Raw genomic sequence first — 15672 nt, 5'->3', positions numbered from 1 at the left:
CAAGTCGAAACAAGTTCCGCGGTTCCGCAAGGCAGACGAGGGACCGGGACGGCCAGTGACGCGGTAGAAACGCCGCTATCGATTGCAACGCAGGTAATGCTTAACCACGAACGTCCTTCGCCTTTGTCCTGCGCGGCCTGAGGCAATCCGTCGGGCCGCTCCCCCTGGGCGGCGTTCACCGTTCGGCGTATCTCGCCCGTCTCAACGACTCGCAAGAAGTCGTCGATGACGATGAGGAAACTTTCGCCCATGCGCATGTTCGCCACGCCGGCCGCCGCGGCCGCCCTCCTGAGCCTCGGTCTCGCCGCGCAGCCCGCCGCGGCGCAGATCCGCAACGCCCCGGCCCCGCGGGCGCTGGAATTCGCAGCCTACATCTTCGCGGCGTCGAACGTCTGCGGCTATCGGATCGGGACCGACACCTTCGAGGCGCTGCTGGTCAAGCAGGGCACCCGATCGGCCGACGTCAGCCCGCGCGGCCCGTTCGGCGGCCGGGTGCAGTCGATGTTCGCGCTGATGTCGAACGACATGGCCCAGCATCGCGAGAAGGCGTGCCTCGCCGTCGCCGGCGAATACGGCCCCGAAGGCACGGTCGCGAAGGACGTGCTGCTGCCGGCCGCAGCCGACGCGCCGCCCGCCGGCGCCGACACGCCCGCGCAACCGGCACCGGCGCCGAAGCCCGCCCAGTAACGCTGCGGGACGGAGCCGTCAGGGAAGGCGCCACGCGATCGGCGCCGACCCGTGCTCGGCGAGCCACGCGTTGGCCCGGCCGAAGGGGTCCGAGCCGGGGAAGTCGCGCGCCCGGTTCAGCGGCGACGGATGGCCGCATTCGAGCACGCCGTGTCGCGATCGGTCGATCAGCGCGGCCCGCGCCCGCGCCTGTGCCCCCCACAGGAGGAACACGGCGGGCTCGGCGCGCGCCGAGACGGCCGCGACCGCCTCGTCGGCGAGCCTCGCCCAGCCGAACCGAAGATGCGCCCCGGCCTGGCCCGCCTCGACGGTGAGTGCGCTGTTGAGGAGCAGCACCCCCTGGTGCGCCCAGGCCGTGAGGTCGCCGCGCGTCGCCTTGCCCGGCTCGACCTCGGCCAGGATCACCTTGAGCGAGGCCGGCAGGCGCCGGGAGCCGACATAGGAGAAGGCGAGCCCGTTGGCGTCGCCCGGCGTCGGATACGGATCCTGCCCGAGGATCACGACCTTCACCGCGGGCAGCGGCGTCAGCGCCAGGGCGGCGAAGATGTTGCCGGGCGCGGGCAAGACCTGCGCGCCGGCTGCGATCCGTTCGTCGACCCGTGCCGCCACGATATCCGCCGCGCCCTCCGTGAAGAACGGCAAGGCGAGCCACGGGGATGCGCTTTGCCGGAACGCGGCGAGCGCTGCGGAGACGGTCGGTTCGGTCATCGGCCGATCAGGATGCGTTCGCCCTCGGTCACGGTGATCGGGGCGTGGCGGGCGACATAATCGATCACCGCGGTGGCGACGAGCCCGCCATCCGTCGCGCCGATCAAGGTCCGCCCCCGAGCCAGCAAGCCGTAGCCGTTTCCCCCCTCGTAGAGGAAGTTGTTGGCGGCGACCCGGTAGGTCCGGGCCGGGTCCAGCGGCGCATCGCCGACGCGGACGGAGACGATCCTGTCGCCCGCCGGCGCATCGGGATCGACGCGGACGGTCAGGCCCGAGACCTGCGCGAAGCGGCCGGCCGGGCGGCCGAGCTCGCGAAATCCCGCCTCCAGCAGCGCGCGGACCTGGGCGCCGGTGATCGCCACCGACACGATGGTGTTGCCGAACGGAAGCTCGGTGAGGATGTCGCGCCGCGTCAGCATCGTGCCGGCCGGGTACAGGCGGTCGCCGCGCACGCCGCCGCCGTTCATCACCGCGATGTCGGCGCCCGTCGCCTCCCGCAGCGCGTCGGCGACGAGGCTCCCGAAGCTCGCCTCGCGGGCGCGCACGGAGACGATGCGGCTGTCGAGCGGATAGGCGGTCTCGCCGACCGGCACGTCGAGCCGGTGCGACAGGTCGCCCTCGAGCTTGCGCACGAGGGTCAGCGTATCCGGATCGGGTGCGACGGTCGCCGAATCGTGGATTCGGAAGCTCGGCCGCCACGTCACGCGCCGCGTGCCGCCCGCCGTCGAGACGCTGGCGTGGATGTCGATGGCGGTGACGTAATGCGCGTCGCTGCTCGACTCCGCGAGCACGCGGCGCCCGTCGTACTGCACCACGAGGTCGTGGTCGTGCCCCGACAAAAGGATGTCGGCATGGCCCGCCGCCAGCATCGCGAGATCGGTCGCGCGCGCGGTGTGGACGATCGCCACGACGAGATCCGCGCCGTCGGCGCGCAGCGCCTCGGCCTGCGCGGCCAGCGTCTCCAGCTCGGGCCCGAAGCGTAGATCGCCGCTCTGGGATTTCTCCGGCGTCGCGGCCAACGCGATGCCGGTGACGCCGACGTGCAGGCCGCCGAGGGTGAGCATATGCCGATCGCGCAGGCTCGGCAACGGCCGGCCGGACCCGTCCCGCAGGTTGGCGGCGAAGCACGGGAAGGCGGCGGCGGCCATGCGCTCGCGGAAGACGGCGGGCCCGAAATCGAATTCGTGGTTGCCGGGGACGAACACGTCCGGCGGGGCGAGGTTCAGCAGGTCGACGATGTGGGCGCCCTTGTCGAACCCCGACATCAGCGAGGGCGACAGGGTGTCGCCGGCATGGGCGTAGAGCACCGGGACACCGCGGTCGCGCTCGGCCTTCACGATCGCATTGAGCCGCGCGAACCCGCCGCGCCCGTCGACCTCGCCCATCAGGTAGACGTCGTTGACGAGGAGCAGCGTCAGCGTCGGCTCGGGCGCCGTTGGCTCGGTCGCGTTCGCGATGGCGGGCAGGCCGGCCGAAAGGCCGGCGCCGATGCCGAGACCGAAGGTCTGGCGGCGATTGGGGCGAGGCATGGCGTTGCGTCTTGGCGGAAAAGCCCAGCCTACCCCCGCCGACGTGACGCGCGCACGACGGTCCTTGGAGCATCTTCGCGCGCGTTGAAGCCCGGCCCGCCCGCAGACGATGTCCTAGCGGGCCGAGAAGGTCTCGCGCACCGCCTTGGCGTTGCGGCGGACCATCGGCCAGATCCAGGCGCCGGAAGCGAGGTAGGCCGCGGCCGGCATCGGCTTCAGCTCCTCGGCGAGGCGCTGGGCGAGGCCGGGCGCGCGGATCGGCACCGGCGGCGCATCGGTCTTGCGGTAGACCACCGTCGTGTCCTCGCGCCAGTAATTGGTGTCGGGCACGAGGCCGGCGCGGCGTGCGGTGAGGTCGAAGGTGTCGCGCACGAAGCCGTGGACGTGGGCGAAGTGGAATCGCTCGTGCGGCGGCTTGCCGGTGGCGGCCATGTTCGGCACCGCGGCGTAGAGCACGCCGTCGGGCTTCAGCCAGCGTGCCAGCCGCTCCATCACGTCGGCCGGGTCGCGCAGGTGCTCCATGACGTGGTGCGTGGTGATCACGTCGAACGTGCCTGGTGCGAACTGGTCGTCGGCGGCGTCGTCCAGCACCTCGACGCCGTGCGTCGCGCGGGCATAGGCGGAATAGTCGCGGCCCGGCTCGACGCCGATCGCCTCGCAGCCGCGAGCCCGGGCGGCGGCCAGGAACTCGCCTGATCCGGAGCCGAAATCGAGCAGGCGGGCGCCCGGCACCAGCTTCGGCGCGAGCAGTTCCGCCCGGAACGCCGCCTCGCGCGCCGAGCGCTTGAGATGGACCCGGGGCGGGCCGCCCGCGAAGGCGAGCTGGTAGTCGGCGCGGTAGGCGTGGGCGTAGTAATCCGCCAGCTCGGCCGGCGTCGGCATCGGATCGGTGCGGATCAGGCCGCATTCGGCGCAGGCGATCGACTTCAGCGTCTTCAGGCGTCGATCGGTCTCCGCCACGGTGACGCTCTCCGTCGAGCCGCACAGATTGCAGGCCGTGGGCGCCCCCGTGTAGGGGTAGCCGGTGAACGGCATGAAGTGGTTCAGGAAGTAGCGGGGAGACTGCATGTCGCGCTCTCGTCGGCCGGACCTTCGCTGGCGGGCTTCGTGCTCTAGTTAGATATCCGATCCCGCACAACAGCACCGCCGTCATGCGGGCGCGCGGCCTCACCGTCGCCGCGCGCCCGGCGGCCCAGGACAGGAAGCGGCCGCCATGGCCGAGAACCTCACCATGAACGAACGCGTCGAACCGGCGTCCCTGTCGGCCGTCTCCACCGTCGAGCCGAGCCGTGCGGCCGGCGCGGGCACCCTTCCGGCCGATCACCCCCCGGTCCGCTGGGGCCGTGTCGGCGTGCTGCTGATGAACCTCGGCACGCCGGAGGGCACGAGCTACTGGCCGATGCGCCGCTACCTCAAGGAGTTCCTGTCCGACCGCCGGGTGATCGAGGTGCCGCGCCTGATCTGGTGGCCGCTGCTCAACCTGATCATCCTGACCAAGCGTCCCGGCCCGAAGGGCAAGGACTACGCGAGCGTGTGGAACAACGAGCGCGACGAGGGCCCGCTCAAGACCATCACCCGCGGCCAGGCCGAGCGCCTGCAGGCGATGATGGGCGACAAGGTCGTGGTCGACTGGGCGATGCGCTACGGCAAGCCCGAGGTCGCCCTGCGGATCCAGGCCCTGCTCGATCAGGGCTGCGACCGCATTTTGCTGGTGCCGCTCTACCCGCAATACGCCGCCGCGACCTCGGCCACCGCCTGCGACCAGGCGTTCAAGGCGCTGATGCAGATGCGCTGGCAGCCGACCGTGCGGGTCTCGGCGCCGTACCACGACGACCCCGTCTACATCCGTGCGATGGCCGATTCGATCCGCGAGGGGCTGGCCAAGCTCGATTTCGAGCCGGAGGTGATCCTCACCTCGTTCCACGGCGTGCCGAAGAGCTACCTGCTCAAGGGCGACCCGTATCACTGCCAGTGCGTGAAGACCGGCCGCCTGATCCGCGAAGAGCTCGGCTTCTCGACCGAGCGGATGCGGACGACCTTCCAGTCGCGCTTCGGCAACGAGGAATGGCTCAAGCCCTACACCGACGAGACCGTGCAGACGCTCGCGAAATCCGGTGTGAAGCGCATGGCGATCGTCGCGCCGGGCTTCACCGCCGACTGCCTGGAGACGCTGGAAGAGCTCGACGGCGAAAACCGGCACTACTTCGAGGACAACGGCGGCGAGCGCTTCGCCTACATCCCCTGCCTCAACGACAGCGACCTCGGCATGAAGGTGATCGAGACCGTGGTGCGGCGGGAGCTGCAGGGCTGGGTCTGATCACCCGTATCGACCCGCACGACATCTTGCGAAGCCCCGGCGCCGGGCTATCATCCAGATCTCGATGCCAGGCGGCCCGGATCAGCAAGGGTGATGAGATGGCGTTCTTCATCGGGATCGCGTGTCCCTGGCTGGTCGTCGCGGTGCTCGACATCCTGGCGTCGCGCCGGCGCACCGACGAGCTGGCTGCACTCGGGATCGTCGGCGCCGCCCGCCCGGCGACCTCCTCCTACCTGACGCCCGACGTGAAGTGAGGCCGCGCTCGGTTCGGCGTCGACCGGGGGGCCGGCGCGCGTCGCCCCCTAGGCGCGCGTGACCGAGAGACCGGCCTCGAAGCCGTGCTCGCGGACGGTCTGCGCCTTCGGGAGCATGTCGCGAAGCTCTCGCACTTGGCTGGAGAGGTCGGCGTCGTTCGCCGGCTGGAACCAGCGATAGGTGCCCTTGCCGGCCCGCTTCGCCTCGTAGAGGGCCTGATCGGCTTCCGGCAGGAGGAGCATCGGGTCGGTGTCCGCGTCGCGCCGGGTCGCGATGCCGATGCTGAGGCCGACCCGGACGACCAACCCCGTCGGCAAGGCGTAGGGTCGTGCCACCTCCGCGATCAGGCGGGTCGCGATCGCCGCGATCGTGCGCTCGTCGTCGGCATGGACCAGGATCGCGAACTCGTCGCCGCCGAGCCGCGCGACGTCGGCGGGATCCGGCACGCAGCCGCGGATCCGTTCGCCGACGGCCGTCAGGAGCGCATCGCCCGCCGGATGCCCGTGCTGGTCGTTCACCGCCTTGAAGCCGTCGAGGTCGAGGAAGAGCACCGAAGCGTTCCGCTCGGCCGCCTTGAGGCGCGTTTTGAAGAAGTTGCGGTTCGGCAGGCCGGTCAGGCTGCAGTGAAGGGCGAGGTGGCTGCTTTCCTGCTGGGCCATCAGCATCTTGAGGTAATCGATGTGGAGTTCCCGGTTGATGCTGATCGTTCCCCATAGATAGAGCGGGGCGATGAGCGCGATCGGCCACAGCCACGGCTCCGGCCCCATCGCAGCGCCGGCCGCATAGGGCACGATGATCAGGACCATCTGCAGCTTGACCATGCGCGGCGAGCCGGGATTGCGCGCGCACATCGCCCCGACGATCCCGGTCGACAGCATGGTGCCGAACACCGCCAGGACGGGATCGCCCAAGCTCATGCAGAGGAAGGCGCCGACGCCGATCTGCGCGCACCACAGTACGCTGCCGGCGACGAAGGCATCGACGACGAGGGTGTCCCTCGGACGGCGGAGCGAGGGATCTCGGAGGATCCGCATTAACCGGCCGATGACGGCGAAACGGAACAGGACCAGGATCGTATCGACGGCCGCCCAGGCGAAGAATGCCGGGATCGGGTTCCGGTACAGCGGGATCGCGATGATGATCAGCCCGACGAGGGAGCCGGAGATCAGCGAGGACATTCGCCGGAACAACGTCCGCCGCAGCCCGTCGCTGATCTCGACGCAGACCGGCGCCGCGGTCTCGGTGAGCCAGATCATGGGTGCCAGGCGGGGCTTCAGCAGAACGTGCTCCGACGGCATCGCGATGATTTTCCTGCCGCCCCGCTCGTTGGGCACTCTTTCACACGATCCTTGCGCAAATGTTGATCCTTAGGCGCAAATTCCGTGCATGAGCGGTCCGCCATCACATCTCAGACGCGGCGAGCCGCGCCGAAGCTCGCGGCTGCCACGCTTCGGCCCGAGCGAACGTCGGGCGGCCGCCGCGGTCAGGGCTTCTTCGGCTCCTCGGCAGCCGGGGCCGGCGCGGCGATCGGCTTGCCGTTCTCGTCGAAGCGCTCGACCTTGGCGTCGGCGCGGAGCTTCAGGATCAGATCCTGCTGCGCCTTGCGGATCAGCGCCTGATCGATCTGCTCCTTCAGCTCGTCGAAGGTCGGCACGGGCTTGTTGCGCTTCTCCTCGACCTTGATCACGTGCCAGCCGAACTGGGACTTGACCGGATCGGAAACCTGCCCGGGCTGCAGCTTGAAGGCAGCGTCGGCGAATTCCTTCACCATCCGGTCCTTCGAGAACCAGCCGAGGTCGCCGCCCTCGGCCTTCGAGCCGGCATCCTTGGTGGTCTCGGCGGCGACCTTGGCGAAGTCCTCGCCGCCCTTGATCCGTGCGGCGATCTTCTTCGCCTCGGCCTCGTTCTCCACGAGGATGTGGCGGGCGTGGATCTCCTCCTCCGGCTTCATCAGCTTGGCGGACTGGTCGTAGAGCGCGTGGGCCGCCTCGGGCGTCGCCGCCTTCTTGGCCTCGCGCTCCAGGTACTCGTCGAGGAGGAGCTTGTCGCGGAAGTAGGCGAGCTTGCGCTTGAAGTCCGGCGTGTCGCCGATCTTGGTGGCGTCCGCCGCCTGCGCGCCGACCTTGAGGTCGAGCATGTAGTCGACCAGCAGGCCCTTCTTCTGCGCATCGTCGACGCCCGGCAGCGACAGGGCCGGATCCTCGGCCGCCACCGCGATGTCGCCGGCGGTGACCGGGATCCCGTTCACCTTGGCGACGACGCTGTCGGGCGAGGGCAGCACCGCGGCGGCGACGGAGGGCTGCGCCGCCGGGGTCGGCGTCTGCGCGGAGGCGGTACCGCCGAGCGCGAGTGCCAGGGCGAGCGCGCTCGCGCCGCGGAGGGTCTGGGTCTTCGACATGGCGTTGGCGTTCCTGGACGGTTTCGCCCCGACCCGTCGCGGCACGGCGCCGGACGGTCTCGCACGGGGCTTCGAGGAAGCGGCATCGCAGCCGCGGGAATCGGCGAGACAGGTGGCTCGCGTCGCACGCAAAGGCAAGGCGCAAGGGATGACGGAAATGAGGTCGCAGGAGCACGGCTCAGATGAGGAAAGGATGCACGCACGTTCCATCGCCGTCGCGTCCGCCCGTCCTCGCCCGTCACGGGGAAAGCATTCCGTTGACTCCGTTTCTTGAGCCTTCGTGAACGCGCGCCGGCACAGGCTTGCCGGATCGACGGAGGGGCGGATGCGCAGGATCTCGCAGATTGGATGGATCGTGCTCGCGGCTTCGACCGCTTTCGCGTTCGCGGCGACGCCGTCCTCCGCCGAGGCACGCGGGTTCCGCCTGCGCCTGGGAATCGGCAGCGCGTCCGCCGCGGCTCCGGTCCCGCCGCGCGCGACCGAGCGCATCGCGAGCGCTGGCGTTCCCCTGCCGATCGCACCGCCTCGCGCAACGGAGCCGGCGTCGCCACGGACGGAGCCAGGGACGCAGGCACGGGAGACGGTGCGCGGGCTGACGCCCATCGCCGTCGCGCCCGTCGCCGTCGCGCCGATCGCGGAGCGTGCGAAGCCGTCGCCGCATCCGGTGCGGGTCGCTGGCCCGTGGTGCCCGTCGGACCGCATCGTCGGCGCCGGCGTGGGGTTCTGCGAAGTCAACTGACGCCGCGGGCGACGGCCGCCCGCGAACGGGCCGCGCGAGGCGGCACCGATTCGGATCCGGGCCGAAGCGCCTCTGCGCAGCCCATCGCGCGCCGGCCTCTTTTAGATGCGGCCCGCGATATTTACCTCTATAAGCCCGGCCAACTCAGCCAAGGCCAGCCGTCTGCGGGAGACCGCCGACGGGCTTTCCCGTTTGCAGGTTCACGATGCTCGGTGCCCTCGCCAAGAAGATTTTCGGCTCGTCGAACGACCGGCGCGTGAAGGGCTATCGTCCCCGCGTCGCGGCGATCAACGAGCTCGAAGCCGAGATCCTGGTGCTGTCGGACGACGCCCTGCGCGCCCGCACCGACATGCTGAAGGCCGAGCTCGCGGCCGGCAAGAGCCTCGACGACATCCTCGTTCCCGCCTTCGCCACCGTGCGCGAGGCGGCCAAGCGCGTGTTCGGCCAGCGCCACTTCGACGTGCAGTTGATCGGCGGCATGGTGCTGCACGAGGGCGGCATCGCCGAGATGAAGACCGGCGAGGGCAAGACGCTGGTGGCGACGCTGCCGGTCTACCTCAACGCGCTGTCGGGCAAGGGCGTCCACGTCGTGACCGTCAACGACTACCTCGCCGCCCGCGACGCGGAGTGGATGGGGCAGGTCTACCGCTTCCTCGGGCTGACCGTCGGCACGATCGTGCACGGCCTCGACGACGAGCAGCGCAAGGAAGCCTACGCCTGCGACATCACCTACGGGACGAACAACGAGTACGGCTTCGACTACCTGCGCGACAACATGAAGTACGAGATGTCCCAGCTGGCGCAGCGGGGGCACAACTTCGCGATCGTCGACGAGGTCGACTCGATCCTGATCGACGAGGCGCGCACGCCGCTGATCATCTCCGGCCCCGTCGACGACCGCTCAGAGCTCTACGTCACCGTCGACGCGCTGATGCCGATGCTGGTGCCCTCGCACTACGACCTCGACGAGAAGCAGCGCACCGTCTCGCTGACCGAGGAGGGCAACGAGTTCATCGAGGACGCGCTGCGCGACGCCGGCATCCTCAAGGACGGCGACCTCTACGACGGCCACAACGTCACCATCGTCCACCACGTGAACCAGGCGCTGCGCGCCCACACGCTGTTCACCCGGGACAAGGACTACATCGTCAAGAACGACGAGGTGGTGATCATCGACGAGTTCACCGGCCGCATGATGCAGGGCCGGCGCTACTCGGAGGGCCTGCACCAGGCTCTCGAGGCGAAGGAGCGGGTGACGATCCAGCCCGAGAACCAGACGCTGGCCTCGATCACCTTCCAGAACTTCTTCCGCCTCTACGACAAGCTCGCGGGCATGACCGGCACGGCCTCGACCGAGGCCGACGAGTTCGCCGAGATCTACAAGCTCGAGGTCGTCGACATCCCGACCAACAAGGAGGTCGAGCGCGTCGACGAGGACGACCAGGTCTACCGCACCGTCGAGGAGAAGTACGCCGGCATCATCGAGGAGATCGAGACGGCGCATGCGCGCCACCAGCCGATCCTGGTCGGCACCGGCTCGATCGAGAAGTCCGAGCTGATCGCCGAGCTGCTCAAGAAGGCCGGCTTCACCCTGCTCGACTATTCCGATCCGAATGCGCTCACCGACGTCTACGCCGCCGCGCGCGAGGGCCGCGTCACCAAGCGCTTCGCGGTGCTGAACGCCCGCTTCCACGAGCAGGAGGCCTACATCGTCGCCGAGGCCGGCGTGCCCGGCGCGATCACCATCGCCACCAACATGGCCGGTCGCGGAACCGACATCAAGCTCGGCGGCAACGTCGAGATGCGCGTCGAGAAGGAGCTCGCCGGCCTCGAGGACGGCCCCGAGCGCGACGCCAAGGTCGCCGCGATCAAGGCCGAGATCGCCGAGAACCGCACCAAGGTGCTGGCGTCGGGCGAGCCGGCCGATCCGGAAGCCGGCCGCAAGAAGGCGCTGCCGGGCGGCCTCTACATCATCGGCACCGAGCGCCACGAATCGCGCCGCATCGACAACCAGCTCCGCGGCCGCTCGGGCCGCCAGGGCGATCCCGGCCGCTCGAAGTTCTTCCTGTCGCTGCAGGACGACCTGATGCGCATCTTCGGCTCCGACCGCATGGACGGGATGCTGCAGAAGCTCGGCCTCGAGCAGGGCGAGGCGATCATCCACCCGTGGATCAACAAGGCGATCGAGAAGGCGCAGCAGAAGGTCGAGGCGCGCAACTTCGACATGCGCAAGAACGTGCTCAAGTACGACAACGTCATGAACGACCAGCGCAAGGTCGTGTTCGAGCAGCGCCGCGACTTCATGGGCCAGGACAGCGTGTCCGAGACCGTCGAGGAGATGCGCCAGGCCACGATCGACGACCTCGTCGCGACCCATATTCCCGAGAACGCCTACGCCGAGCAGTGGGACGTCGCCGGCCTCCGCGAGCGCGTGACGGAGATCCTCAACCTCGACGAGCCGATCGAGGATTGGGCCAAGGAAGAGGGCATCGCCGACGAGGAGATGCGCGAGCGCCTGAAGAAGGCCGCCGACACCGCCTACGCCGCCCGCGCCGAGAAGAACGGTGCCGAGGTGACGACCTACATCGAGAAGCAGGTGCTCCTGCAGACCCTCGATCACCTCTGGCGCGAGCACCTCGTGACGCTCGACCACCTGCGCCAGGTGATCGGCTGGCGCGGCTTCGCCCAGCGCGACCCGCTGAACGAGTACAAGTCCGAGGCCTTCGACCTGTTCAACGGCCTCGTCACGCAGCTGCGCGAGCAGGTCACCAGCCAGCTCTCGCGCGTCGAGATCATGTTCCAGGAGCCGGAAGCCCAGGCGAACCCGTTCGGGCCATCCCCCGGCCTGCCGCAGATGTTCGCCCAGCACCTCGATCCGGTCACCGGCGAGAACGAGATGGACTATGCCGGCCGCGGCACCGGGAGCGACGGCGGCGGCGGGCCGGCCTACGGCTACGCCGCCCAGGGGCTGTCGGCCGACGGGGCCGTGCTGGAGCGCGACCCCGACGACGCGACCACCTGGGGCCGGGTCGGCCGCAACGAGCCCTGCCCCTGCGGCTCGGGCAAGAAGTTCAAGCACTGCCACGGCAGCTTCACGGCCTGAGCGCCTGCTCTCGTCACGGCGCTCCCGTCCGTTGGGTTCTCGTTCAGGGGCGCTCCACCCGCCCCGTCATCCCGGGGCGCTGAAAGGCGGGCCCGGGATGACTTGGGATGGGATGTGCGGGCGACGTTTCGTTCGGCCTCGATCGATGGTCGGCGGACGGTCGCCATCGCGAGAACCGGTGCGCCGCGGGATCCATCATCCATGACGACCGTCTTCATCGCGGGCGCCGGCACCGAGATCGGCAAGACCTACGTCACCGCGGCGATCGTGCGGCGCCTGCGCGCCGACGGACGCGACGTGCGGGCGCTGAAGCCCGTCGCGAGCGGCGTGCCGCCGATGGGCGACCCGGATTTTGCCGGCAGCGATACGGCGCAGCTTCTGGCGGCCCAGGGGATCGCGGTCACGGCCGCCGCCGTCGCGGCCTGCTCGCCGTGGCGCTTCGCGGCGCCGCTCGCCCCCGACCAGGCGGCGGCTCTCGAGGGCCAAGCGCCCGTCCTCGAGGACATCGTCACGTGGTGCCTGGAGCGGATGGAGGCCGCGACGGGCACGCTGATCGTCGAGGGCGTCGGCGGCCTGATGAGCCCGGTGACCCAGGAGGCGACCGGCCTCGGCTGGCTGTGGTCGCTCGCCTGCCCGGCGATCCTCGTCTCGGGCAGCTATCTGGGGGCGATCAGCCACGCCCTGACGGCCTACGAGACCTGCCGGGCGGCCGACATCCCGGTCCTCGCCATCGTCGTCAACGAGAGCACCGGCGCGCCGACGCCGCCCGAGACGGTCGCCGAGGCGATCGCGCGCCACGCCGAGGTGCCGGTGATCGTCATCGCCCGGGATGCGCCCTGCCCGGATGCGCTCGCCGCCCTGATCTGACGTCGGGCCGACACACATTGACGCGATCGTCGGCGGCGATGCACGGTTCCGATGGACGGGCGCCGGGCGCCTGCTAGCGTCGCGCCGCGAAACGACGAGGGCGGGGCGTTCTGTGAGTGAAAGTCATGTCCGTGCGGAGGGGGGCGCCGAGCCCGCCGCCGCACGAAGGTTCCGCCCGGCCCTGCTGCTTGGGGCGCTCGGGGTCGTCTACGGCGACATCGGCACCAGCCCGCTCTACGCCTACAAGGAGGCGGTGCGGGCCGCCAGCGGCGGCGGCAACGCCGACCCCATCGCGGTGGTCGGCGCGGTCTCGCTGATCCTGTGGGCGCTGATCCTGATCGTCTCGCTGAAATACGCGGTGCTGATCCTGCGCGCCGACAATGCCGGCGAGGGCGGCATCGTCGCGATGCTGGCGCTGCTGGGCGCGCGCCATGCGAAGCCGCGCTCGTGGAAGGCGCTGCTGCTCGTCGTCGGGCTGATCGGCGCGGCGCTTCTCTACGGCGACGGCGCGATCACCCCGGCGATCTCGGTGCTCTCGGCGATCGAGGGCCTGAAGGTCGATGCGCCGGCGCTCGGCCGCTACGTCGTGCCGATCACGATCGCGATCCTCGTCGCCCTGTTCCTGGTGCAGAGCAAGGGCGTCGCCTTCATCGGGCGGATCTTCGGGCCGGTAATGCTGCTGTGGTTCGTCGTCCTCACGCTGATGGGGATCGGCGGCATTCTGCACAAGCCGGAGATCCTGCAGGCGGCGAACCCCCTGAAGGCGGTGGAATTCCTGCTCCATGCCGGCTGGCACGTGAGCTTCGCGATGCTGGGCGCGGCCTTCCTCGCGGTCACCGGCGGCGAGGCGATGTATGCAGACCTCGGGCATTTCGGCGCCCGGCCGATCCGCGTGGCGTGGTTCGCCCTGGTGCTGCCGGCCCTGGTGATCAACTATTTCGGCCAGGGCGCGCTGCTGCTGGCCTCGCCGGACGCGATCGAGAACCCGTTCTACCGGCTCGCGCCGGGCTGGGCGCATTACCCGCTGATCGGGCTGGCGACGATGGCGACGGTGATCGCCTCGCAGGCGATCATCTCGGGTGTGTTCTCGCTGACCCAGCAATCGGTCCAGCTCGGCTTCCTGCCGCCGATGCACATCGTCCAGACCGCCTCGGAGGAGCGTGGGCAGATCTACGTGCCGGCAGTGAACTGGCTCCTCGCCGCCGCCACCATCGCCGCCGTCGTGATTTTCGAATCGTCCGACGCGCTCGCCGGCGCCTACGGCATTGCCGTGTCGCTGCTGATGGCGATCACCACGCTGCTCGCCGCGCTGATCGCCCACCGATGGGGCTACAACCTCGTGGCGATCCTGGCGGTGAACGGCTTCTTCCTGCTGATCGACCTCGTCTTCCTTGGGGCCAACAGCGTGAAGCTGTTCGAGGGCGGCTGGTTTCCGCTGGTGCTCGCCGGCTTCGTCGCGCTGATGATGCTGACGTGGCGCAGGGGCAACCAGCTGGTCGAGGAGGCGCGGGTCGGCCTGCGCCAGCCGGAGGACGTGTTCCTGGCCTCGCTCCAGCACCAGGACCTGGTGCGGGTCCGCGGAACCGGCGTGTTCCTGTCGGCGGCGATGCACGGCATCCCGATGCACCTGTCGCGGTTCGTCGAGCGCAGCCACGCCCTGCCGGAGCGGGTGATGATCGTCTCCGCCCAGTACGAGGAGACCCCGACCGTGCCGCGCGAGGAGCGCAGCCACGTCACGATCCTCGCGCCCGACTTCTACCGGGTGACCCTGCGCTACGGCTTCATGGAGGAGGCCTCGATCCCCGATGGGCTGGCCTGCGCCGTCGAGCACCGCCGCCTGCCGCCGCAGATGCTCGACGACCTCACGGTCTTCATCGGCCACGAGACCATCATCCCGAAGAACGACAACCGCGGGATGCAGCCCTGGCGCGAGAGCCTCTACGCCTTCATGCAGCGCAACGCCGAGCGCACCGGCGCCTTCTTCGGCGTGCCGACGCGGCAGGTGGTGGAGGTGGGGACCGAGATCGAGATCTAGAAGCAGCTCCGCGCGCCGGTGCCGAAGCGTCCCGCCGGGCGGCCTCATCCCCCCCGCCGGATCGAGACGTCGGGCCGCGTATCGGGCCCGACCCGAGCGTCGGGCGATCACGCTTTCGCGCGTGGCGGGGGCATTTGGAACCATCATGGGCGCTTGCCGTTCGGACATCCCGACAGCGTTCGGTCACGCTTCGCGGCGTCGTCGCGAGGCCGGGCCGGGATCGCTGAGCACACAGGGAGCGTCCCGATGAGCAGCACCACGGACAAGATCAAGGGCCTCGCCAACGAGGCGGTCGGCAACGTCAAGCAGGGTGTCGGCAACGTCACCGGCAACGAGAAGCTGCAGGCCGAGGGCAAGGCGCAGGAGCTGAAGGGCGAAGCCCAGAAGACCGTCGGCGACGCCAAGGACGGCGTGAAGGGCGCGGCCCAGAAGGCCGCCGACGCCGTCAAGAAGATCTGATCCGTCCAGCGCTCGGCACTGGGGCGGCTGCGAGCCGGCCCCGGTGCCCATCCGCGAAGGCCGGCGCTGCCGGCCTTCGGATCACGATGCGAGGGACGAGATCATGAACCGGGATCGATTCGAAGGCGGCGTGCGCAACCTGCGCGGCCGCGCCAAGACCGCGATGGGTGCAGTCGGCGGGGATGCCGGACGCCAGCTCGACGGTGCCGTCGACCAGGCCGCGGGCGTTGCGCAGAACGCCTACGGCCATGCGCGCGAGACCGCGCGGGACTGGCGTCGCGACGGTGAGCATTTCATCGACGAAGCGAGCGAGCGCGGCCGCGCCATCGCCGACGAGGCCGTGAGCCGCGGACGTCATTACCGCGGCCGGGCGGAGCACCATGGCCGCCACGTCGCGAAGCGCGCCGAGGAGAACAAGGGCGCTACCCTGGCGATCGTCGCAGCCGCTGCATTCGGCCTTGGTTGGCTCCTGCGGAGCGATCGCTGATCCATTCGGCCACGGGCGGTACGCGCCTGCAGGATGCGACGTTCAAGATCGTCGTTTCGTCGCCCGCCCGGCGCGTGCGACCGGTAAA

The 15672-nt window shown here is 69.9% G+C and carries 14 protein-coding genes; 9 read left to right on the top strand and 5 right to left on the bottom strand.

The window, feature by feature from the left end:
• The first annotated feature begins 255 nt into the window (after positions 1-255).
• Entirely contained in the window at positions 256-687 is a 432-nt protein-coding gene (locus MKK70_RS05655; RefSeq protein WP_243936403.1) for a hypothetical protein, read from the top strand.
• 18 nt (positions 688-705) lie between these two features.
• Here the strand turns inward: MKK70_RS05655 and MKK70_RS05650 are convergent, their stop codons facing one another.
• The 3 genes from MKK70_RS05650 to MKK70_RS05640 form a co-directional block, all read right to left on the bottom strand.
• Complete coding sequence (locus MKK70_RS05650; RefSeq protein ID WP_147726939.1) at positions 706-1395, bottom strand: uracil-DNA glycosylase; 690 nt, start codon at positions 1393-1395, stop codon at positions 706-708.
• On the bottom strand, positions 1392-2924 hold the full coding sequence (locus MKK70_RS05645) for a bifunctional metallophosphatase/5'-nucleotidase (RefSeq protein ID WP_243946264.1): 1533 nt from the start codon (positions 2922-2924) through the stop codon (positions 1392-1394). Before MKK70_RS05645 ends, MKK70_RS05650 begins: the two co-directional genes overlap by 4 nt.
• Before the next feature lie 114 nt (positions 2925-3038).
• On the bottom strand, positions 3039-3992 hold the full coding sequence (locus tag MKK70_RS05640; protein ID WP_243933377.1) for a class I SAM-dependent methyltransferase: 954 nt from the start codon (positions 3990-3992) through the stop codon (positions 3039-3041).
• 163 nt (positions 3993-4155) lie between these two features.
• On the opposite strand from MKK70_RS05640, the gene hemH reads away from it, so the two are divergent.
• Positions 4156-5241, top strand: coding sequence for a ferrochelatase (gene hemH, locus MKK70_RS05635; RefSeq protein ID WP_243933409.1), 1086 nt, complete (start codon positions 4156-4158; stop codon positions 5239-5241).
• 98 nt (positions 5242-5339) lie between these two features.
• Positions 5340-5495: a hypothetical protein gene (locus tag MKK70_RS05630; RefSeq protein WP_243933375.1), complete on the top strand. Its 156-nt coding sequence runs from the start codon at positions 5340-5342 to the stop codon at positions 5493-5495.
• A gap of 48 nt (positions 5496-5543) precedes the next feature.
• Here the strand turns inward: MKK70_RS05630 and MKK70_RS05625 are convergent, their stop codons facing one another.
• Both MKK70_RS05625 and MKK70_RS05620 read right to left on the bottom strand, forming a co-directional pair.
• Positions 5544-6794, bottom strand: coding sequence for a GGDEF domain-containing protein (locus tag MKK70_RS05625; protein ID WP_243946263.1), 1251 nt, complete (start codon positions 6792-6794; stop codon positions 5544-5546).
• 185 nt (positions 6795-6979) lie between these two features.
• Positions 6980-7894 carry a peptidylprolyl isomerase gene (locus tag MKK70_RS05620; RefSeq protein ID WP_243946261.1) on the bottom strand — a complete coding sequence of 305 codons (915 nt, stop codon included), beginning with the start codon at positions 7892-7894 and terminating at the stop codon, positions 6980-6982.
• Between the two features lie 325 nt (positions 7895-8219).
• Here MKK70_RS05620 and MKK70_RS05615 point away from each other — a divergent pair, with 325 nt between their 5' ends.
• The 6 genes from MKK70_RS05615 (at position 8220) to MKK70_RS05590 (ending at position 15584) form a co-directional block, all read left to right on the top strand.
• Complete coding sequence (locus MKK70_RS05615) at positions 8220-8633, top strand: hypothetical protein (RefSeq protein ID WP_243946259.1); 414 nt, start codon at positions 8220-8222, stop codon at positions 8631-8633.
• A 205-nt stretch (positions 8634-8838) separates the two neighbouring features.
• Positions 8839-11736: a preprotein translocase subunit SecA gene (secA, locus tag MKK70_RS05610; protein ID WP_243946257.1), complete on the top strand. Its 2898-nt coding sequence runs from the start codon at positions 8839-8841 to the stop codon at positions 11734-11736.
• Positions 11737-11937: 201 nt separating this feature from the next.
• Complete coding sequence (gene bioD, locus MKK70_RS05605; RefSeq protein ID WP_243946255.1) at positions 11938-12603, top strand: dethiobiotin synthase; 666 nt, start codon at positions 11938-11940, stop codon at positions 12601-12603.
• 181 nt (positions 12604-12784) lie between these two features.
• The gene (locus tag MKK70_RS05600) at positions 12785-14638 is read left to right on the top strand and encodes a potassium transporter Kup (RefSeq protein WP_243946310.1); all 1854 of its coding nucleotides are present in this window, start codon (positions 12785-12787) and stop codon (positions 14636-14638) included.
• Between the two features lie 246 nt (positions 14639-14884).
• Positions 14885-15097: a CsbD family protein gene (locus tag MKK70_RS05595; protein WP_147727207.1), complete on the top strand. Its 213-nt coding sequence runs from the start codon at positions 14885-14887 to the stop codon at positions 15095-15097.
• Between the two features lie 103 nt (positions 15098-15200).
• Positions 15201-15584, top strand: coding sequence for a CsbD family protein (locus MKK70_RS05590; protein WP_243946309.1), 384 nt, complete (start codon positions 15201-15203; stop codon positions 15582-15584).
• Positions 15585-15672: the final 88 nt, after the last annotated feature.

It is taken from the genome of Methylobacterium sp. E-041 (genome assembly GCF_022829665.1).
Lineage (GTDB): Bacteria > Pseudomonadota > Alphaproteobacteria > Rhizobiales > Beijerinckiaceae > Methylobacterium.
The sequence above is the reverse complement of the archived record's forward strand: the minus strand, read 5'-3'. Positions and strand labels throughout refer to the sequence as shown.

Coding starts and splice junctions, on each gene's coding strand:
- MKK70_RS05645 (WP_243946264.1), bottom strand. CDS start 2,924: ATGCCTCGCCCCAATCGCCGCCAGACCTTCGGTCTCGGCATCGGCGCC.
- secA (WP_243946257.1), top strand. CDS start 8,839: ATGCTCGGTGCCCTCGCCAAGAAGATTTTCGGCTCGTCGAACGACCGG.
- MKK70_RS05620 (WP_243946261.1), bottom strand. CDS start 7,894: ATGTCGAAGACCCAGACCCTCCGCGGCGCGAGCGCGCTCGCCCTGGCA.
- MKK70_RS05630 (WP_243933375.1), top strand. CDS start 5,340: ATGGCGTTCTTCATCGGGATCGCGTGTCCCTGGCTGGTCGTCGCGGTG.
- MKK70_RS05615 (WP_243946259.1), top strand. CDS start 8,220: ATGCGCAGGATCTCGCAGATTGGATGGATCGTGCTCGCGGCTTCGACC.
- hemH (WP_243933409.1), top strand. CDS start 4,156: ATGAACGAACGCGTCGAACCGGCGTCCCTGTCGGCCGTCTCCACCGTC.
- MKK70_RS05625 (WP_243946263.1), bottom strand. CDS start 6,794: ATGCCGTCGGAGCACGTTCTGCTGAAGCCCCGCCTGGCACCCATGATC.
- bioD (WP_243946255.1), top strand. CDS start 11,938: ATGACGACCGTCTTCATCGCGGGCGCCGGCACCGAGATCGGCAAGACC.
- MKK70_RS05595 (WP_147727207.1), top strand. CDS start 14,885: ATGAGCAGCACCACGGACAAGATCAAGGGCCTCGCCAACGAGGCGGTC.
- MKK70_RS05640 (WP_243933377.1), bottom strand. CDS start 3,992: ATGCAGTCTCCCCGCTACTTCCTGAACCACTTCATGCCGTTCACCGGC.
- MKK70_RS05650 (WP_147726939.1), bottom strand. CDS start 1,395: ATGACCGAACCGACCGTCTCCGCAGCGCTCGCCGCGTTCCGGCAAAGC.
- MKK70_RS05590 (WP_243946309.1), top strand. CDS start 15,201: ATGAACCGGGATCGATTCGAAGGCGGCGTGCGCAACCTGCGCGGCCGC.
- MKK70_RS05655 (WP_243936403.1), top strand. CDS start 256: ATGTTCGCCACGCCGGCCGCCGCGGCCGCCCTCCTGAGCCTCGGTCTC.